Below are 18504 nucleotides of genomic sequence, written 5' to 3' on the forward strand. Positions count from 1 at the left end.
TTCAACCGTGACCGTGACGACCGTCCGTCCGGCGGCGGTTTCCGCCGTGACGACCGCCCGAGCGGGTTCAACCGTGACCGTGACGACCGTCCGCGTCGTGACGACCGCCCCTCCGGCGGTGGCTTCCGTCGCGACGACCGTCCCTCCGGCGGCGGTGGCTACCGCCGTGACGACCGCCCGTCCGGTGGCTTCAACCGCGATCGTGACGACCGCGGCGGCCGGGACTACGACGACCGTCGGGGCAACTTCGAGCCCGTCAAGCGGCTGCCGATCCCGGAGGACGTCACCGGCTTCGAGCTGGACGCGGATGTCCGCCAGGAGCTCAAGAGCCTGCCCAAGACGCTCGCCGACGATGTCGCCCGCAACCTGGTGATGGTCGCCCGCCTGCTCGACACCGAGCCGGAGGAGGCCTACCAGTACTCGCGCGTCGCGCTGCGGCTCGCGTCCCGCGTGCCCGCCGTCCGTGAGGCGGCCGGCTTCGCGTCGTACATGACCCAGCGTTACTCCGAGGCGCTGACCGAGTTCCGCGCCGCCCGTCGGATGACCGGTCGGGCGGACCTGTGGCCGGTGATGGCGGACTGCGAGCGCGGTCTGGGCCGCCCGGAGCGGGCGCTGGCGATGGCCGGCGAGGCCGAGGTCAAGCAGCTGGACAAGGCCGGTCAGGTCGAGATGCGCCTGGTCGCGGCGGGTGCCCGCGGCGACATGGAGCAGTTCGAGGCGGCCGTGGTCACCCTGCAGAGCCCGGAGCTGGCCTCCAGCGCCGTGCACCCGTGGACCGCGCGACTGCGGTACGCGTACGCCGAGGCCCTGATCGCGGCCGGCCGGGGCGACGAGGCCCGCGACTGGTTCGCCAAGGCCGCCGAGGCCGACACCGACGGCGCCACCAACGCGTCCGAGCGGCTGGCCGAGATCGACGGCCTGGAGTTCGTCGACGCGCTCGACCCCGAGATCGAGGACGAGGTCGCGCGGGAAGAGGCCGAGGACGAGGCTCCGGCCCCGGCTCCGGCGAAGTCGCGCGGCGGCGTGCCGGACGAGCGGGAGATCTTCGAGGACGAGGAAGACGTCGAGGAGTTCTACGACGAGGACGACCTGGAGATCGACGAGGACTTCGACGGCGTGGTGCCGGAGCGGTCCACCGACGCCAAGGGCTGACAAGCGCGGCCAGTAGGTGAGTGAGGCCCTGCCGCACCCCGGGAAACTCCGGGGTGCGGCAGGGCCTCACTGCTGTCCGGACGCGACCGGACGGCCCGGCCGCAGGACGCTCAGCCCAGTTCGAGACTGCGCAGGACCAGCCCGGTGGCCGGCTTCGGGCCGAAGGACGTGGACTTGCGGGGCATGGTGACACCCTGCTCGGCGAGCCGGCGGACCACGCTCTCGCGCACCGGGTGGAGCAGCACCGCCGTGCCGCCGGTTCGGGCGGCCTCGCGCTCGGCGGACACGGCGGTGTGCAGGTAGCCGATGTCGTCCGGGCCGTCGGGGACCCGCCAGGTGTGGTCGAGCAGAGCGGCGTGCAGCACGGTCGCGTCCAGGTGGCGCCACTCCTCCGGCCGGTCGTGCGGCACGCTGGCGTCGAGCAGGGCCTCCTCTGGCTCGCCGATCAGCCAGTAGACGCCGTCGCCGCCGGTCAGCACGAACCCGTTGCCGCCCTGCCGCTTCTGCTCGGCGAGGGCCTGGAGGGCGGTGGCGAGCGGGCCGGGTACCTCCTTGATCCGCCACTGGTCGCCCAGCTTCTCCAGGGCCGCGGCGATCGGCAGCCGGTACAGCACGCGGTGGATCGCGCGGACCCGCAGCGGGTAGCGGGCGGTGTCGACCAGCAGCACCAGGCCCCGGTCCCAGGGGCTGCGCGGCAGGTGGCGGTGCTCCCGCTGGAGCCGCAGGTACATCTCCCAGCGGTGGTGGCCGTCGGCGATCAGTGCCCGGCAGGTGGCCAGGTCGCGGCTGATCTCGGCGATCCCGGCGGGGTCGGTCACGGCCCACAGCCTGTGGTGGGTGCCGTCGGTGGTGGTCGTGGTGAGCAGCGGGTCGTCCTCGACGGCCCGTTCGATCACCCCCGCGGCGCCCCCGTTGCCCCGGTAGGTGAGCAGCAGCGGTTCGAGATTGGCGCGGGTGGTGCGCATCAGACCGACCCGGTCCGCCACCGGCCGGGGCATCACGTCCTCGTGGGGGAGGACGACGCCGGCCTCGCTGCCGCTGACGGCGAGGGCGCCGATCAGGCCGCGTTGGAGCAGCTCCGGGGAGTCGCCGGTGGCGGGTACCCGCTGCTCGTAGACGTACAGCGCCGGCTCCGGGTCGGCGGCCAGGACCCCCTCGCGCTGCCAGGCGCGCAGCAGCCGGGCGGCGTGCCGGTAGCGGGTGTCGCGGTCGGGCCGGTCGCCGGCGTCCTCGGGTTCGGGGCGCGGCAGGATCAGCCGGACCACGTTGTGCGGGTCGGCGGTCTCCAGATCGAGCCGGCGGCCGGGGTCGACGACGTCGTACGGCGGTGACGTGACCGCGGCCAGGGCGCCGACCCGGTCGGGGACGTAGCGGAGGCCGCGGAAGGGGGAGAGGGACAGACCTGCGGTGGCGACGTGGCCGGGGTTACCGGGGCCGCCCTGCGGAGACTCCGCTCCGCTTTCTGCACTGGGTGTGCTCATTCTGGGCATCGTAATCGGGTACGCGTTGTTCAGAGATCGGAACACCCGTGCTGGTCCGGAGCGGGCGGGTGTCGTGACCGAGGGCGAGGTACGGCGTGAGAGAGCGCAGTGGGCGGTCGACGCAGCGTTGTGCGTCCCGCGAGGCGGTCGGCGCGGGCGGCGAGGTGGGCGCATGAGTGGTGGGCAGGAGCGGTTGGACGGCGGCGGCGGGGCGGACGGCTCCGCGGACGGTGTGATGAACGGGTCGGCGGGCGCCGGGAGTTCGGGCGAGGGCTTCGGCGGCCCCGGGGGCGGGGCGGAGCAGGGGCGGGCCGGGGAGCCCGCGGGGGACGTCTACGAGTGGTTCCGCCGGGGCGGGAAGCTGCTGGCCCAGGGGCATCCGGCGGCCGCCGAGCAGTTGCTGGCGCGGGCGGCCGCGGCGGAGCCGCACTCGCGCAGCATCCGGGAGATGCTGGCGCGGGCGCAGTTCGACGCCGGTTCGTACGCGGCGGCCCTGGAGAACTTCCGGGCGGTGGCCCTGGCGGATCCGTCCGACGACTACGCTCAGTTCGGGTGGGGCGTCTCGGCGGCCCGGCTGGGCGACTTCGAGACGTCCGCCGAGCACTTGGCCCTGGCCGTCGCGATGCGGCCGGACACCGACCACTACCGGTCCGCGCTGCGGCAGACCCGGGCGACCCTGGCGGCCCGTGCCGGGGCGTTCGGCCCGCTGCTGCCGGGGGCGCCGGGGTACACCGGACCCCGCCCGTCACCCGGCGGGCTGCCGGCGGCCGCCGACCGGGGCGCGGGGGACGACGAAGTCCCCGGCGGCAGGGCCCGGGACGAGACGGATGACGGGAAATCGACGCAGTGAATGAGGTAGCGAAGGCATGACCGAGACGGCCACCACCGAGCGACGGACCGCCCCCGGCGGCAGTGAGCGCCCGCTCACCGAGGCGTACGACACGGCACTGCTGGATCTCGACGGCGTGGTCTACGCCGGGCCCGACGCGATCGACCACGCGGCGGACTCGCTGGCCTCGGCGCGTTCGGCCGGGATGCGGCTGGCGTACGTGACCAACAACGCCTCCCGCCCGCCGCGGGTGGTGGCCGCGCACCTGACCGAGCTGGGGGTGCCGGCCGAGCCGGACGACGTGATCAACTCGGCGCAGGCGGCCGCCCGGGTCGTCGCCGAGAAGGTGCCGGCCGGGTCGAAGGTGCTCGTGGTCGGCGGCCTGGGCCTGGAGGAGGCGCTGGCCGAGCGCGGCCTGGTGGCCGTTCGCACGCTGGCCGAGGAGCCGCTCGCGGTGGTGCAGGGCTTTGACGCCTCGGTGGGCTGGACGCACCTGGCGGAGGCCTCCTACGCGGTGCGGAGCGGGCTGCCGTGGGTGGCCTCCAACACCGATCTGACGGTGCCGACCGCGCGCGGGATCGCGCCGGGCAACGGTGCGCTGGTGGCGGCCGTGCGCGCGGCGACGGGTGTGGAGCCCGAGGTGGCGGGCAAGCCGCTGCCGCCGATGCACCGGGAGACCGTCCTACGGACCGGCGCCGAGCGGCCGCTGGTGGTCGGGGACCGGCTGGACACCGACATCGAGGGCGCGTTCAACGGCGGCGTCGACAGCCTGCTGGTGTTCACCGGGGTCACCACGGCGGCGCAGCTGCTCTCGGCGCCGGTGGAGCACCGGCCGACGTACCTGGCGGAGGACCTGCGGGGGCTGCTGGTGGCGCACCCGCAGGTCACCGGGCAGCCGGGCGGCGGGTTCGGCTGCGGTGGCTGGGTCGTGGTGGCGCAGGACAGGGTGCTGAAGCTGGAGGGCACCGGTTCGGACCGCTGGGACGGCCTGCGGGCGCTCTGCGCGGCGGCCTGGACGGCACTGGACGCGGACGGCGGTCCGTCGGACGGGCGCAAGGCACTGGCCGAGCTGGGGTTCTGAGCCCCGGGGCCGGCCGGGCGGTCCGCGCGGCCGGCCCCACGAACGGGTGCCGGGGCGCGGGCCGGTCGGCCGCCGCGCCGCCCGATCAGAGCAGTGTGCGCAGCCGCAGCAGGTCGCGGAAGCCGGCCTCCAGCCGCACCCGGCCACTGGCCCAGGCCGCCGCGAAGTTGAGCGTGCCGCCGACCAGGGCGACCAGGTCGTCGCTGCTCATGGTGAGCCGGATCTCGGCCTTCGTGGCGGGCGGGCCGGGTGCCTCGGTGACGTCCTCGATCCGGCCGTCGCGCAGCCGGCCGGTGAAGGTCAGGTCGAGGTCGGTGATCCGGCAGGTGAGGGAGCGGTCGAGGTCGGCCGCCTTGCGGACGTTGCCGGTGGACTTCGCCAGGTTCCGGCTGAGCTGCTCCAGTGCCGTCCGGCACTCCTCGGCGTTGGCCATGGCGGCTGGTCCACTCCCTGTGCGACGGCGGCGGTCACTGCGGGGCCACGGTACCGCAGGCGGGTTTTGGCGGTAGCGTCGTCGGTGGGGTGCCCGGAACCGGTCCGGGCACCGACGGCGACGGAGCGATGCGCGCAGGCGCTAAGGAGGCACCCGGATGCTGCCGAAGACGGTGCGGGGAGCGGTGGAGGTCGCCGCCGGGCTGGTGGAGGAGGTCGGCAAGCGGGTCGTCGGGACGGCGGCCGGGCTGCTGGAGATGAGCGGGGTCGACGTCGCCGAGGTGGAGCGGCGGTTGGGCGGGCCGTTCCCGCCGTCCGCGAAGTCGCTGCAGACCCTGGCCGAGGAGGCGGTGACCGCCGGCCGGGCCGGGGTGGACCTGGCGGTCGGCGTGGCGCGCAGCGAGGTGGAGAAGGCCTTCGAGAAGGTCGGCGACCAGGTGACCAAGGTCGGCGTGGTGCTCGCCTACCTGGAGAGCAAGCTGCGCGAGGTCGAGGAGGAGGCCGTTCCGGCCGCGTCGCCGCAGGAGGAGGAGCCCGGCACGGCGGCGCCGGCGCCCCGCGCCGACGCCCTGTTCGGGCACGGCTGGGAGCTGGACGACGAGCCGGCGGCACCCGCGGCGCGGGTGGGCGGCGAGCCGATAGTGGCCGAGCGGGTCGAGGTCGACGAGCCGGTGGAGACCGATCCGCCGGTGCCGCCGGCGGTGGCGAAGAAGCCGGCGGCGGCCGAGAAGCCCGCCGAGCGAAAGCCCGCGGCGAAGAAGCCGGCGGCGAAGAAGGCCGCCGCGCAGAGGCCCGCAGCGCAGGCGCCCGCCGTGAAGAAGGCTGCCGCCAAGAAGCCCGCCGAGCAGAAGCCCGCCGAGCAGCAGCCCGCCGCCAGGAAGGCCGCGGCGAAGAAGGCTCCCGCGAAGCGGACCGCCGTCAAGAAGACCGCCGCCGCGACCACCGAGCGGGCCGCCGCGAAGAAGGCGGCGCAGGCCGCCGGCCAGGAGCCGCCCGCCAAGAAGCGGACCGCGACCAGGAAGACCACCGTCCGCAAGAGCAGCACCAGGAAGCCCGATGCCTGATCCCGGCCCGGGCACCGCCCCCGCGCCCGTCATCCGCCCGGCGGACCCGGCCCGGGACCTCGCCGCGGACTCAGCCGCGGGCGCCGTCCCGGACGCCTTCCTCGGCATCGACGAGCCGCTGCCGCTGGGCGTCGAGCCGACTCCCACCGGCCACCCGGCCGTCGACGCCGCGCTGGCCCGGCTGGAGGCGTTGGACGGGGTGCCGACCGAGGCACACGTCGCGGTGTACGAAGATGTTCACCAGCGGCTGACCGACACGCTGGCCGCGCTCGACCAGGATCGACCCGCTGGGTCCGACCGTTCGCGATGACCCGTAGGAGCTGAAACACCAGTGGCAGTGGCACGACGCCGTCTCGACGCGGAGCTGGTCCGCCGCAAGCTGGCCCGGTCGCGCGAGCACGCGTCCGAGCTGATCGCGGCCGGCCGGGTGACCGTCGGCGGCACCACCGCGACCAAGCCGGCCACCCAGGTGGAGACCGCGGCGGCGGTCGTGGTGGCGAACGACGAGAACGACCCCGACTACGTCTCGCGCGGCGGGCACAAGCTCGCCGGGGCGTTCGCGGCCTTCGTCCCGCAGGGCTTGGTGGTCGAGGGCCGCCGGGCGCTGGACGCGGGCGCCTCTACCGGCGGCTTCACCGACGTGCTGCTGCGTGCCGGGGCGGCCGGCGTGCTGGCGGTGGACGTCGGCTACGGACAGCTCGCGTGGTCGCTGCAGAGCGACGAGCGGGTGACGGTGATGGACCGCACCAACGTGCGCGAGCTGACCCGGGAGCTGATCGGCGGTTCGCCGGTCGACCTGGTGGTCGGCGACCTCTCGTTCATCTCGCTCGGCCTGGTGCTGCCCGCGCTGGCCGGCTGCGCCGCCGAGGACGCGGACCTGGTGCTGATGGTCAAGCCGCAGTTCGAGATCGGCAAGGAGCGGCTGGGCAGCGGCGGCGTGGTGCGCAGCCCGCAGCTGCGCGCCGAGATGATCCGGCAGGTGGCCGGGAAGGCGTGGGAGCAGGGGCTGGGCGTGCGGGCGGTCACCGCGAGCCCGCTGCCGGGGCCGTCGGGGAACGTCGAGTACTTCCTCTGGCTGCGCCGGGACGCCCCGCCGTTGGACCCGGCGGAGGCGGACCGGGCCGTCGCCGAAGGCCCCCGGTAGGGTGCTCTGCGGACGTCCGGTCCGTCATGCTGAGTGACGCGGCCGCACCGGGCCGAGGGCGACCCGGCCGACGTAGGGAGAGGGCAGCGGGCATGAGCGAGCGAACCGTGGGGGTAATCCCGGCCGAGATCCGGGGGAGAGCTGTCGAGGGGTACGCGTCGCCCGCGGCTACCGTGGGGAGACGGGGGCACCTCGGAGCTGTCGGGACGGGCGGAGAGGGGCGCGCATGAGTGAGGGACGTACGGTCTTCCTGATCGCGCACACCGGCCGGGAGGCCGCGCTGCGCAGCGTCGAGGGCCTGGTGCACGGCCTGCTGAAGGCGGGCATCCGGATCAGGCTGCTCGCGGCCGAGGCGGTCGACCTGGACCTGCCCGACGGCATCGAGCGGGTGGCCGGCGGGCCCGGCGCGGCGGACGGCTGCGAGCTGATCCTGGTCGCCGGCGGGGACGGGACGCTGCTGCGCGGGGCCGAGCTGGCCCGTGAGCACGGGCTGCCGATGCTCGGCATCAACCTGGGCCGGGTGGGCTTCCTCGCGGAGGCCGAGCGGGACGATCTCGCGGTCGTGGTGGAGCGGGTCGTCGACGCCGAATACGAGGTCGAGGAACGGATGACGCTCGACGTGATCGTCCGGACCAACGGCGATGTGGTCCACCAGGACTGGGCGTTGAACGAGGCCTCGATCGAGAAGGCGTCCCGGGAGCGGATGCTGGAGGTGGTGACCGAGGTGGACGGCCGTCCGGTCTCCAACTTCGGCTGCGACGGGGTGGTCTGCGCGACGCCGACCGGTTCGACGGCGTACGCGTTCTCCGGCGGCGGCCCGGTGGTCTGGCCCGAGGTGGAGGCCCTGCTGATGGTGCCGATCAGCGCGCACGCGCTGTTCGCCCGGCCGCTGGTGGCCTCGCCGGACTCGGTGCTGGCGGTCGAGGTGCAGCCGAAGACCCCGCACGGCGTGCTCTGGTGCGACGGGCGGCGCTCGGTGGAGCTGCCGGCCGGGGCCCGGGTGGAGGTCCGCCGGGGGCAGACGCCGGTGCGGCTGGCGCGACTGCACCGGGCGCCGTTCACCGACCGGCTGGTGGCGAAGTTCGCGCTGCCGGTGACGGGTTGGCGCGGCCGGGCCGAAACGCACTGACGGAGGGGCCCGGGCGGCCGGTTCCGATCACCGGCGGCCCGGGCCCTTCGCCGTGGGCGGCCCTCAGACCGCCAGCGGCTGGCTGTCGTCGCCCGCGCTCCAGCGGCCGCCGAGGGCGGCCCGGGCGGCGACCTCCGCGAGGCGTTCGACGGCGGCGGGCACGGCCGCGGCGGGGAGGGTGAGCGGGATCCGGATGTGGTGCTCGAAGGCCCCGTCCGAGCCGAAGCGGTTGCCCGCCGCGATCCGTACGCCGCCCTGCTCCCCGGCCTGGGCCAGTGCCGCGCCGGACAGGCCCCCGGTGGAGACCCAGAGCGCGAGCCCGCCGGGCGGAGCGGCGTAGTGCCAGGCGGGCAGCCGCTCGCGCAGCGCGCGGGCGAAGGCCTCGGCGGTGGAGCGCAGCCGGTCCAGCTGGTGGGCGCGGACGGCCGCCAGCGGCTCGCCGAGCAGCTCGGCGGCGATCAGCTGGTCCAGCACCGGGGCGCCGACGTCGCTGTAGACCCGGGCGGTGGCCAGCCGGCGCACCAGCGCGGGGGCCGCCCGGACCCAGCCGATCCGCAGGCCGCCCCAGAGCAGCTTGCCCGCCGAGCCGACGGTGACCACCTGGGCGGACCGGTCCAGCGCGGCCATCGGGCGGGGGAGCACGGCGTCCGGCGCGAGGCCCCAGCCGAGCTCGGCGGTGGTCTCGTCGGCCAGCACGATCGTGCCGGCGGCCCGCGCGGCGGCCAGCAGTTCGCGGCGCTGCTCCTCGGGGACGAGGGCGCCGGTGGGGTTGTGGAAGTCCGGGATCACGTAGGCGGCCCTGGGCGTGGCGCCGCGCAGCACCCGGCGCCACTCGGCGAGGTCCCAGGAGGGCTGCCGGGACGGCCCGCCGGGCCAGCCGTAGGGGACGGGCACCAGGCGCGCCTCGCCCAGGCGCAGGGCCTGCAGCGTGTGCGCGTAGCTGGGCGCCTCGACGGCGACCCGGTCGCCGCGGGAGATCAGCGCCTGCCGCACCAGGTGCAGCCCGCCCATCGCGCCGATCGTGATCAGGATCTGGTCGGGGGTGGTCGGCAGGCCGCGCTCGGTGTAGCGCCGGGCCACCGCCTCGCGCAGCACCGGGACGCCGGTGGGGTAGTTGCCGTGCCCGGCGGCGTACGCGGGGAGCTGTTCGACGGCCCGGGCGGCCGCCGCGCCGAGGAAGGGCTGCGGGGCGGGCAGCGCGGCGACCCCGAGGTCCAGCGTGCGGCCCTGCTCGTCCGGCGGCACCGGGTGCAGCGCGTCGCCGGGCGGCGGGGCGCCCTCGGGCAGGGCGGTCCAGCTGCCGGATCCGCGCCGGCTGTGCAGGTACCCCTCGGCGCGCAGCGCCTCGTACGCGGTGGCCACGGTGGTGCGGCTGAGCCGCAGCGCCAGGGCCAGCTCGCGCTCGGCGGGGAGCCGGGCCCCGACCGGCAGCCGGCCCTCGGTGACCAGCAACCGGACCTGCCCGGCCAGCGTCCGGTAGGCGGGGCGGCGGGCGGCGGCGGGCTCGGGCAGCCGGGCCGCGTCGAGCAGCCGGGCCAGTGCGGCGGCGGTGACGGTGGTGTGCCAGTCGGCCATGGCTGATCAGTCCACTTGCTCGGAATTGGCCCTGGAAGGGGTCGCTTTGGCCTGTCCATCATGGCAGGGCGGCCGTCGAGTCCGCCACCGTCGCGGGCCGGGCCCGTACGGTGCAGCACCACCTGCGGGAGAGCCCGATGGCCACCACGACCACGCGACCGACCACCCCCGCGCCCGCCGTCACGGCGCGGCGCCCCTCCCTCGCCGTCCGCCTGCTCGGCGACACCCACGCACTGGGCCGCCGCCTCCCGCAGCTGCTGGTCGGGCTCTCCCTCTACGGGGCGAGCATGGGGCTGATGCTGCGCTCCGGGCTCGGTCTCGACCCGTGGGACGTCTTCCACCAGGGCCTGCAGCGCACCGCCGGCCTCTCGGTGGGCGCCTGGGTGACCATCTGCGGCGCGCTGGTGCTGCTGCTCTGGATCCCGCTGCGCCAGCGCCCCGGACTCGGGACCGTGGCCAATGTGCTGATGATCGGCGCGGCGATGGACCTCACCCTCCGGGTGACCGGCACGCCCGGACCGCTGCCGGCCCGGATCGCGCTGATGGTCGGCGCGATCGTGCTGAACGGCCTGGCCACCGGCCTCTACATCGGCGCGCGCTTCGGCCCGGGCCCGCGCGACGGCCTGATGACCGGCCTGCACCGGCGCACCGGCCGGTCGCTGCGGCTGATCCGGACCGGAATCGAACTCACCGTGCTGGCCGCCGGAGTCCTGCTCGGTGGTACCGCGGGCGTCGGCACCGTCGCATACGCGCTGGCCATCGGCCCGCTCGCGCAGATCTTCCTGCCCTGGTGCACCGTGCCCAGCCCCGCCGAAACGCCCCGGAAGGGATGAACTTGAGGGGCGTGGAGTTGCCGCTCGTCGCGCGCCGGGGCCGGAACCTCGTAAGGTCGTCACCGTGTTGGACGAGATGCGGATACGGGATCTAGGGGTCATCGACGATGCGGTGGTCGAACTGGCCCCCGGCTTCACCGCCGTGACCGGTGAGACCGGTGCCGGCAAGACCATGGTGGTGACCAGCCTCGGCCTGTTGCTCGGTGGCCGGGCCGACCCCGCTCTGGTGCGCAACGGCGCCGGACGAGCGGTCGTCGAGGGCCGCCTCGAACTGCCCGAGGGCTCCCCGGCGGCGGTCCGCGCGGTCGAGGCCGGCGCCGAACTCGACGACGGCGCGCTGCTGATCAGCCGGACCGTCTCGGCCGAGGGCCGCTCCCGGGCGTACGTCGGCGGCCGGGCCGTGCCGGTCGGGCTGCTGGCCGAGCTCGGCGAGGACCTGATCGCCGTGCACGGCCAGACCGACCAGCAGCGGCTGCTCCGGCCGGCGCGCCAGCGCGGCGCCCTGGACCGGTACGCGGGCGAGGCGGTGGCCGAGCCGCTGGCCCGCTACCGCGAGGTCTACCGCCGGCTGCGGGAGGTCTCGGCCACCCTGGAGGAGCTGACCACCCGGGCCCGCGAACGCGCCCAGGAGGCCGACCTGCTGCGCTTCGGCCTGGACGAGGTGGCCGCCGCCGAGCCCGTCGCCGACGAGGACGTCGAACTGGGCGCCGAGGCCGAGCGGCTCGGCCACGCCGACGCGCTCTCCTCCGCCGCCACCCTGGCCCACGCCGCGCTGGCCGGCGACCCCGCCGACCCGGAGGCGCTGGACGCCGGCACCCTGCTGGCCCAGGCCCGCCGCGCCCTGGACGCCGTCCGCCACCACGACGAGCGCCTCGCCGGCCTCGCCGACCGGCTGAACGAGGTCGGCTACCTGCTGGCCGACGTCGCCGGTGACCTGGCCGGCTACGCCGACGACCTGGACGCCGACCCGGTCCGGCTGGCCGCCGTCGAGGACCGCCGGGCCGTCCTGGCCCAACTGCTGCGCAAGTACGGCGGCCCGGAGAACTCCCTCGCCGAGGTGCTCGCCTGGGCCGACAACGGCTCCGCCCGGCTCGCCGAGCTCGACGGCGACGACGAGCGGATCGACGAACTCGGCGCCCAGGAGACCGCGCTGCGCGCCGAGTTGGCCGAGCTCGCGGGCGAGGTCTCGACCGCCCGGCAGGCCGCCGCCGGCCGCTTCGCCGAGGCCGTCTCCGCCGAACTCGCCGAACTCGCGATGCCGCACGCCCGGGTGACCTTCGCGATCGCCCAGGTCGACGACCTCTCCGGCCTCGAGGTCGACGGCCGCACCGTCGCCTACGGCCCGCACGGCGTGGACGAGGTCGAGGTCCTGCTCGCCCCGCACCCCGGGGCCCAGCCCCGCCCGATCGCCAAGGGCGCCTCCGGCGGTGAGCTGTCCCGGGTGATGCTCGCCGTCGAGGTGGTCTTCGCCGGCGCCGACCCCGTCCCCACGTACCTGTTCGACGAGGTGGACGCCGGCGTCGGCGGCAAGGCCGCGGTCGAGATCGGCCGCCGGCTGGCCAAGTTGGCCGAGTCGGCCCAGGTCGTGGTGGTCACCCACCTGCCGCAGGTCGCCGCCTTCGCCGACCGCCACCTGGTGGTGGTGAAGACCAACGACGGCACCGTGACCCGCAGCGGCGTCAAGGTGCTCAACGACGAGGAGCGGGTGCGCGAGCTCTCCCGGATGCTCGCCGGCCTGGAGGACTCGGAGTTGGGCCGCGCCCACGCCGAGGAACTGCTGGCCGCCGCCCGGGCTCCGCGCCACCGTTAGCCGCCGCCGCCCGGCCCGGCGGCCCTCCGGCGGACCGCGACGCGCCCCCCGTGGCGCCGACTGTCCAAGAGGGCCGCCGACCTGGCATGGTGGCGGCTGGACACTGGCTTTCCAGTCCCGAGCGCCGTCGGCGGGCAATCCTCGCGACGCGGCGCGCGAACCTGATCGAGTCGGATGCGAGACGACGTGGACCATTCCGCCGCCCGGGCCACCGCGGCCGCCCCAGAACCGGGTCAGCTGCAGGTGGTGCTCGTCCTGGCCGCCAGTACCGGCGGCATCGGCGCGCACGTGCGCTCCCTGGCACAGGGCCTGGTCGCGCACGGAGTGACCGTCACGGTCTGCGCGCCCGCCGGTACGGACGCGTTGTTCGGCTTCTCCCGCACCGGAGCCAGGTTCCACCTGGTCGACATCACCCCCACGGCGGGCGCCCGCAGCGACGCCACCGCGATCGGCGAGCTGCGCCGTGCCTTCACCGGCGCCGACGTGGTGCACGCCCACGGCCTGCGCGCCGGGCTGCTGTCGGACCTGGCGCTGCGCACCGCCGGCCGCTTCCCGGGACTGCGCCCGGAGACCCCGCTGGTGGTCACCTCGCACCACGCGCTGCTGGCCACCGGCATGGAGCGGCGGCTCCAGCGGCTGATGGAGCGCCGGGTGGCCCGGGCCGCCGACCTGGTGCTCGGCGCCTCCTCCGACCTGGTGGCCCGGGCCCGCGAGCTGGGCGCCACCGACGCCCGGCTCGGCCCGGTGGCCGCCCCGCCGGTGCCCGAGGGCCGGCTGGAGCGGGCCGAGGCCCGGGCGGCGCTGCTCGGCGACGGCCCGGACCGTCCGCTGCTGCTGGCGGTCGGCGGACTCGTCCCGCAGAAGGCCTTCGGGGTGCTGCTGGACGCCACCCGCGAGCTGGCCGGGCTCGATCCGCGGCCGCTGCTGCTGATCGCCGGCGACGGCCCCGAGGCCGCCGGGCTCCGTGAGCGGGCGGCCGTGGAGAAGGCCGAGGTCCGGCTGCTCGGCTACCGCACCGACGTGCCGGACCTGCTGGCGGCGGCCGACGTGCTGGTGGTCTCCAGCCGCTGGGAGGCCCGCTCGCTGGCGGTCCAGGAGGCGATGCGGGCGGGCGTCCCGGTGGTGGCCACCGCCGTCGGCGGCATCCCCGAGCTGGTCGGCGACGCCGCCGTGCTGGTCCCGCCCGGCGACGCGGCGGCGCTCGGCCGGGCGGTGCGCGAGTTGCTGGCCGACCCGGAGCGCGGCCGGCGCCTAGTGGCCGCCGGCCGCCAGCAGGCCGAGACCTGGCCGGACGAGGCCGCCACGGTGGCCCAGGTGCTCAGCACCTACGACGAGCTGGTGCAGCGCACCCCGTAGCCGAGCCGAGCGGCCGGTCCGCGACGGGTGGGACCGCGACGGGTGGGACCGGGCCTGCCCGGGCCGTGGCCGCCCGGGCAGGCACCGCTCAGACCGTGGCCTGCTCGACCCGGTCGACGGCCGGGGCGTCCGGCTGGGCGGAGAGGTAGGCCCCGCCGCAGGCGGTCAGCCGCAGCGCGGTGTCGATCAGCGGGACGTGGCTGAAGGCCTGCGGGAAGTTGCCGACCTGGCGCTTCTCCCGCGGGTCCCACTCCTCGGCGAGCAGGCCGAGGTCGTTGCGCAGCGACAGCAGCCGGTCGAACAGCTCGCGGGCCTCCTGCACCCGGCCGATCATGGCGAGGTCGTCGGCCAGCCAGAACGAGCAGGCCAGGAACGCGCCCTCGTGGCCGGAGAGGCCGTCCACGTTGTTGCCGCTCTCGTCGTGCGTCGGGTAGCGCAGCACGAAGCCGTCCTCGGTGGAGAGCTCGCGCTGGATCGCCTCGATGGTGCCGATCACCCGCTTGTCGTCCGGCGGGAGGAAGCCGACCTGCGGGATCAGCAGCAGCGAGGCGTCCAGCTCCTTGCCGCCGTAGTACTGGGTGAAGGTGTTGCGCTCCGGGTCGTAGCCCTTCTCGCAGACGTCGCGGTGGATGGTCGCCCGCAGCGTGCGCCAGCGCTCCAGGTGGCCGTCGGAGGGGGCGTCCTCGGGGTTCTGCTCCAGCAGCTTGATGGTCCGGTCGACCGCCACCCACGCCATCACCTTGGAGTGGACGAAGTGCCGGCGCGGGCCGCGGACCTCCCAGATGCCCTCGTCCGGCTCCTGCCAGTGGTCCTCCAGGTAGTCGATGAGCCGCAGCTGGAGGTGGTGGGCGTGGTCGTTGCGGACCAGCCCGGTCATGTGGGCCAGGTGCAGGGCCTCGACGACCTCGCCGTAGACGTCCAGCTGCAGCTGGCCGGCGGCGCCGTTGCCGACCCGGACGGGCTGGGAGCCCTCGTAGCCGGGCAGCCAGTCCAGCGAGGACTCGGTGAGCTCGCGCTCGCCGGCGATGCCGTACATGATCTGCAGGTTCTCCGGGTCCCCGGCGACGGCGCGCAGCAGCCACTCGCGCCAGGCCCGGGCCTCGTCGCGGTAGCCGGTGCGCAGCAGCGAGGAGAGGGTGATGGCGGCGTCGCGGAGCCAGGTGTAGCGGTAGTCCCAGTTCCGCTCGCCGCCGATGTCCTCGGGCAGGGAGGTGGTGGGGGCGGCGACGATGCCGCCGGTGGGGGCGTAGGTGAGGCCCTTGAGGGTGATCAGGGAGCGGATCACCGCCTCGCGGTAGGGGCCCTGGTAGGTGCACTGGCCGGCCCACTCGTGCCAGAAGTCCGCGGTGGCGTCGAGCATCTCCTCGGCGTCCGGGGCCTTGGGCGCGTCCAGGTGCGAGGCCTGCCAGGTGAGCGCGAAGGCGATCCGCTCGCCGGCCTGGACGGTGAAGTCCGCGTAGGTGGTGAGGTTGCGCCCGTAGGTGTCGGCCTCGCCGTCCAGCCAGACCGAGTCGGGGCCGGCCACGGCCACCGTCCGGTGGCCGCCGTCGGCCTGCTCGACGCGGTGCACCCAGGGCACGACGCGCCCGTAGCTGAACCGCATCCGCACCGCCGAGCGCATCCGGACGGTGCCGGACAGGCCTTCGACGATCCGGATCATCTGCGGGACGGAGTCCCGGCCGGCCAGCGGGCGCGGGGGCATGAAGTCGATCACCCGGACGCTGCCGCCCGGGGAGTCCCACTCCTGTTCCAGGATCAGTGAGTCGCCCCGGTAGCGGCGCCGGTCGGCGGGGACGGCCGGCGCGGCCGCGGTGGGCGGGGGGACCCGCAGGTCGCCGGTGTCGGTGTACCGGACGTGTGGGGTGTCGGGGGCCGGCGCGGGGGCGGCCGGCAGCTCGGCGGCCATCACCTCGGCCGGGCCGATCCGCCAGAAGCCGTGTTCATCGGTGCCGAGCAGGCCGGCGAACACCGCCGGCGAGTCGAAGCGGGGCAGGCACAGCCAGTCGACCGCTCCGTCCCTGCTGACCAGGGCAGCGGTCTGCATGTCCCCGATGAGTGCGTAGTCCTCGATACGGCCGGCCACGTGGATCTCCAGTTCGCAATGTGGTCACGACGCATCGGCGATCCGGGGAGAGCCAGCGGGTCTGCGGGGCCGGGGGTCACCCCGGGACGTCCGGCCTGCCGGGGGTGGTGGCAGGCCTTGCTGGAGTGTCCGCGCGGGGCTCGGTCGAGCCCCAGGGTGGGTGGGGAGGTGCTGGATAACGGGGAGGTCCGGTCGCGCATCGGGGACCGAGAGGTGTCCTTGCCCTCCCACGCCCTCCGCTTGCTCGTACTGTCGGCGATGCGTCCGTGCAGCTTACGACGGACGAAAGGGGCGAAGCACGCGGGCGCAGCCCTGCGTGGCGCCACAATTCGGCGGAAATGCCGTGCATCGTGGGGGAGCCGTAAAGGATGGCTCGGAAGGATCACCTCCGGATGGTCCGTCGGGAGGGGGCTCCATGACCCGCCCGAGCGCCGCGGAGTGGCCCGCTCGGGCCGGTGGTGCGACCGGTGTGACGCGTGCGCCGGGTGGTGCGCCGACGGAGTGGTTCCCGAGCGCCGCGAGCGGGCCGGAACGCGTCCGGGCCGGGGCACTGATACCCTGGTATCCCGTGGACCGGTGGGATCAAACGCCCCGGACCAGCCGAACCGACGACTCATCGAGTGCCGTGCACCACACCGCACTCCCGTCGCGCCAGGCGAGCCGAGAGCTTCCCGCCCACGTCACCTTCGACACGCGACCCACGGGAGCCCCCTCTTGGCACAGCCCCATTCCGGCAAGGCATCGAACGGCCGCGCCGTGACGACCAAGCACCTCTTCGTCACCGGGGGTGTCGCCTCTTCGCTCGGCAAGGGCCTCACCGCCTCCAGCCTGGGCGCCCTGCTCAAGGCCCGCGGACTCCGCGTGACGATGCAGAAGCTCGACCCGTACCTCAACGTGGACCCGGGCACCATGAACCCGTTCCAGCACGGCGAGGTCTTCGTCACCGATGACGGTGCCGAGACCGACCTCGACGTCGGCCACTACGAGCGGTTCCTCGACACCAACCTGCACGGCTCGGCGAACGTCACCACCGGCCAGGTGTACTCGACGGTCATCGCCAAGGAGCGCCGCGGCGAGTACCTGGGCGACACCGTCCAGGTGATTCCGCACATCACCAACGAGATCAAGGCCCGGATCCGCCGGATGGCGACCGAGGACGTCGACGTGGTGATCACCGAGGTCGGCGGCACGGTCGGCGACATCGAGTCGCTGCCCTTCCTGGAGGCCGTCCGCCAGGTCCGCCACGAGGTCGGCCGGGACAACGTGTTCTTCGTGCACGTCTCCCTGCTGCCGTACATCGGCCCCTCGGGCGAGCTGAAGACCAAGCCCACCCAGCACTCGGTGGCCGCGCTGCGCAACATCGGCATCCAGCCGGACGCCATCGTGCTGCGCGCCGACCGCGAGGTCCCGCAGGCCATCAAGCGCAAGATCTCGCTGATGTGCGACGTGGACGAGGAGGCCGTGGTCGCGGCCATCGACGCCAAGTCGATCTACGACATCCCCAAGGTCCTGCACGGCGAGGGCTTGGACGCGTACGTGGTCCGCCGGCTGGACCTCCCGTTCCGCGACGTGGACTGGACCACCTGGGACGACCTGCTGCGCCGCGTCCACGAGCCGCAGCACATCGTCAAGGTCGCGCTGGTCGGCAAGTACATCGACCTGCCGGACGCCTACCTGTCGGTGACCGAGGCGCTGCGCGCCGGTGGCTTCGCCAACAACGCCCGCGTCGAGATCAAGTGGGTCACCTCCGACGACTGCGAGACGCCCGAGGGCGCCCAGGCGCAGCTCGGCGACGTGGACGCGATCTGCGTCCCCGGTGGCTTCGGCGACCGCGGTGTGGACGGCAAGGTCGCCGCGATCACCTACGCCCGGGAGAACAGGATCCCGCTGCTGGGCCTCTGCCTGGGCCTGCAGTGCGTGGTCATCGAGGCCGCCCGCAACCTGGCCGGCCTGCCCGAGGCCAACTCCACCGAGTTCGACGCGGCCGCCAAGTACCCGGTCATCTCCACCATGGCCGAGCAGCTGGCGATCGTCGACGGCAAGGGCGACCTGGGCGGCACGATGCGGCTGGGCCTCTACCCGGCCAAGCTCGCCGAGGGCTCCATCGTCCGTGAGGTCTACGGCGGCGAGCAGTACGTCGAGGAGCGCCACCGCCACCGCTACGAGGTCAACAACGCGTACCGCGCCGACCTGGAGAAGACCGGCCTGCAGTTCTCCGGCCTCTCCCCGAAGGGCGACCTCGTCGAGTACGTCGAGTACCCGCGCGAGGTGCACCCCTACCTGGTGGCCACCCAGGCCCACCCGGAGCTGAAGTCCCGCCCGACCCGCCCGCACCCGCTGTTCGCGGGTCTGGTCAAGGCGGCCATCGAGATCAAGACGGCCGCCCGGTAGTCGGTACCCGGTAGTCGGTACCCATTGCTCGGCGCCCGGAGGCCGGCGCCGAGCAATGGGCGCCCACCAGGAGTAGTCGTCGACATGTCACCGGACGGCGGCCCCGCGATTCCCGCGGGGCCGCCGTCCGGCGTTAGATTGTGT

The 18504-nt window shown here is 74.9% G+C and carries 15 protein-coding genes and 1 pseudogene; 12 read left to right on the forward strand and 4 right to left on the reverse strand.

Going from position 1 to position 18504, the window contains the following annotated elements:
• Positions 1–231: pseudogene (locus tag ACZ4UX_RS20670) on the forward strand (DEAD/DEAH box helicase); the annotation flags it as partial.
• 33 nt (positions 232–264) lie between these two features.
• Positions 265–1152 (forward strand): tetratricopeptide repeat protein, encoded by an 888-nt coding sequence (locus ACZ4UX_RS20675; RefSeq protein WP_465707792.1) that lies wholly within the window; start codon positions 265–267, stop codon positions 1150–1152.
• Between the two features lie 110 nt (positions 1153–1262).
• Here the strand turns inward: ACZ4UX_RS20675 and ACZ4UX_RS20680 are convergent, their stop codons facing one another.
• Complete coding sequence (locus ACZ4UX_RS20680; RefSeq protein ID WP_329490156.1) at positions 1263–2633, reverse strand: DUF1015 domain-containing protein; 1371 nt, start codon at positions 2631–2633, stop codon at positions 1263–1265.
• Positions 2634–2805: 172 nt separating this feature from the next.
• On the opposite strand from ACZ4UX_RS20680, the gene ACZ4UX_RS20685 reads away from it, so the two are divergent.
• Together ACZ4UX_RS20685 and ACZ4UX_RS20690 are read left to right on the forward strand one after the other, a co-directional pair.
• Positions 2806–3483: a tetratricopeptide repeat protein gene (locus ACZ4UX_RS20685; RefSeq protein ID WP_465707730.1), complete on the forward strand. Its 678-nt coding sequence runs from the start codon at positions 2806–2808 to the stop codon at positions 3481–3483.
• A 16-nt stretch (positions 3484–3499) separates the two neighbouring features.
• Entirely contained in the window at positions 3500–4543 is a 1044-nt protein-coding gene (locus tag ACZ4UX_RS20690; protein WP_465707731.1) for an HAD-IIA family hydrolase, read from the forward strand.
• 85 nt (positions 4544–4628) lie between these two features.
• Here ACZ4UX_RS20690 and ACZ4UX_RS20695 read toward each other — a convergent pair whose 3' ends face one another.
• Positions 4629–4976, reverse strand: a complete 348-nt coding sequence (locus tag ACZ4UX_RS20695; protein ID WP_352296101.1) for an alkyl sulfatase C-terminal domain-containing protein — start codon at positions 4974–4976, stop codon at positions 4629–4631.
• Between the two features lie 157 nt (positions 4977–5133).
• Between ACZ4UX_RS20695 and ACZ4UX_RS20700 the strand changes: the two genes are divergently transcribed.
• The 4 genes from ACZ4UX_RS20700 to ACZ4UX_RS20715 all read left to right on the forward strand — a co-directional run bounded on the left by ACZ4UX_RS20700 (position 5134) and on the right by ACZ4UX_RS20715 (position 8312).
• The gene (locus tag ACZ4UX_RS20700; protein WP_465707732.1) at positions 5134–6039 is read left to right on the forward strand and encodes a hypothetical protein; all 906 of its coding nucleotides are present in this window, start codon (positions 5134–5136) and stop codon (positions 6037–6039) included.
• Complete coding sequence (locus tag ACZ4UX_RS20705) at positions 6032–6349, forward strand: hypothetical protein (RefSeq protein WP_465707733.1); 318 nt, start codon at positions 6032–6034, stop codon at positions 6347–6349. Before ACZ4UX_RS20700 ends, ACZ4UX_RS20705 begins: the two co-directional genes overlap by 8 nt.
• 27 nt (positions 6350–6376) lie before the next feature.
• On the forward strand, positions 6377–7183 hold the full coding sequence (locus ACZ4UX_RS20710; RefSeq protein ID WP_329492300.1) for a TlyA family RNA methyltransferase: 807 nt from the start codon (positions 6377–6379) through the stop codon (positions 7181–7183).
• Between the two features lie 226 nt (positions 7184–7409).
• Positions 7410–8312, forward strand: coding sequence for an NAD kinase (locus ACZ4UX_RS20715; RefSeq protein WP_352296109.1), 903 nt, complete (start codon positions 7410–7412; stop codon positions 8310–8312).
• Positions 8313–8375: 63 nt separating this feature from the next.
• Here the strand turns inward: ACZ4UX_RS20715 and yczR are convergent, their stop codons facing one another.
• Positions 8376–9887: a MocR-like transcription factor YczR gene (gene yczR, locus ACZ4UX_RS20720; protein WP_329490163.1), complete on the reverse strand. Its 1512-nt coding sequence runs from the start codon at positions 9885–9887 to the stop codon at positions 8376–8378.
• A 137-nt stretch (positions 9888–10024) separates the two neighbouring features.
• Between yczR and yczE the strand changes: the two genes are divergently transcribed.
• From yczE to ACZ4UX_RS20735, 3 genes are all read left to right on the forward strand, one after another.
• Positions 10025–10720 carry a membrane protein YczE gene (gene yczE / locus ACZ4UX_RS20725; protein ID WP_380391927.1) on the forward strand — a complete coding sequence of 232 codons (696 nt, stop codon included), beginning with the start codon at positions 10025–10027 and terminating at the stop codon, positions 10718–10720.
• A 76-nt stretch (positions 10721–10796) separates the two neighbouring features.
• Positions 10797–12530 (forward strand): DNA repair protein RecN, encoded by a 1734-nt coding sequence (gene recN / locus ACZ4UX_RS20730; RefSeq protein ID WP_465707793.1) that lies wholly within the window; start codon positions 10797–10799, stop codon positions 12528–12530.
• A 174-nt stretch (positions 12531–12704) separates the two neighbouring features.
• Positions 12705–13886 (forward strand): glycosyltransferase family 4 protein, encoded by a 1182-nt coding sequence (locus tag ACZ4UX_RS20735; protein WP_465707734.1) that lies wholly within the window; start codon positions 12705–12707, stop codon positions 13884–13886.
• Positions 13887–13974: 88 nt separating this feature from the next.
• On the opposite strand, the gene ACZ4UX_RS20740 is transcribed toward ACZ4UX_RS20735, so the two are convergent.
• Entirely contained in the window at positions 13975–15969 is a 1995-nt protein-coding gene (locus ACZ4UX_RS20740; RefSeq protein ID WP_465707735.1) for a glycoside hydrolase family 15 protein, read from the reverse strand.
• Positions 15970–16725: 756 nt separating this feature from the next.
• Here ACZ4UX_RS20740 and ACZ4UX_RS20745 point away from each other — a divergent pair.
• Entirely contained in the window at positions 16726–18360 is a 1635-nt protein-coding gene (locus ACZ4UX_RS20745; RefSeq protein ID WP_465707736.1) for a CTP synthase, read from the forward strand.
• Positions 18361–18504: the final 144 nt, after the last annotated feature.

The organism is Kitasatospora sp. NPDC028961, from assembly GCF_055564815.1.

Coding starts and splice junctions, on each gene's coding strand:
- ACZ4UX_RS20700 (WP_465707732.1), top strand. CDS start 5,134: ATGCTGCCGAAGACGGTGCGGGGAGCGGTGGAGGTCGCCGCCGGGCTG.
- ACZ4UX_RS20735 (WP_465707734.1), top strand. CDS start 12,705: ATGCGAGACGACGTGGACCATTCCGCCGCCCGGGCCACCGCGGCCGCC.
- yczR (WP_329490163.1), bottom strand. CDS start 9,887: ATGGCCGACTGGCACACCACCGTCACCGCCGCCGCACTGGCCCGGCTG.
- ACZ4UX_RS20685 (WP_465707730.1), top strand. CDS start 2,806: ATGAGTGGTGGGCAGGAGCGGTTGGACGGCGGCGGCGGGGCGGACGGC.
- ACZ4UX_RS20695 (WP_352296101.1), bottom strand. CDS start 4,976: ATGGCCAACGCCGAGGAGTGCCGGACGGCACTGGAGCAGCTCAGCCGG.
- ACZ4UX_RS20705 (WP_465707733.1), top strand. CDS start 6,032: ATGCCTGATCCCGGCCCGGGCACCGCCCCCGCGCCCGTCATCCGCCCG.
- ACZ4UX_RS20680 (WP_329490156.1), bottom strand. CDS start 2,633: ATGAGCACACCCAGTGCAGAAAGCGGAGCGGAGTCTCCGCAGGGCGGC.
- ACZ4UX_RS20715 (WP_352296109.1), top strand. CDS start 7,410: ATGAGTGAGGGACGTACGGTCTTCCTGATCGCGCACACCGGCCGGGAG.
- recN (WP_465707793.1), top strand. CDS start 10,797: ATGCGGATACGGGATCTAGGGGTCATCGACGATGCGGTGGTCGAACTG.
- ACZ4UX_RS20690 (WP_465707731.1), top strand. CDS start 3,500: ATGACCGAGACGGCCACCACCGAGCGACGGACCGCCCCCGGCGGCAGT.
- yczE (WP_380391927.1), top strand. CDS start 10,025: ATGGCCACCACGACCACGCGACCGACCACCCCCGCGCCCGCCGTCACG.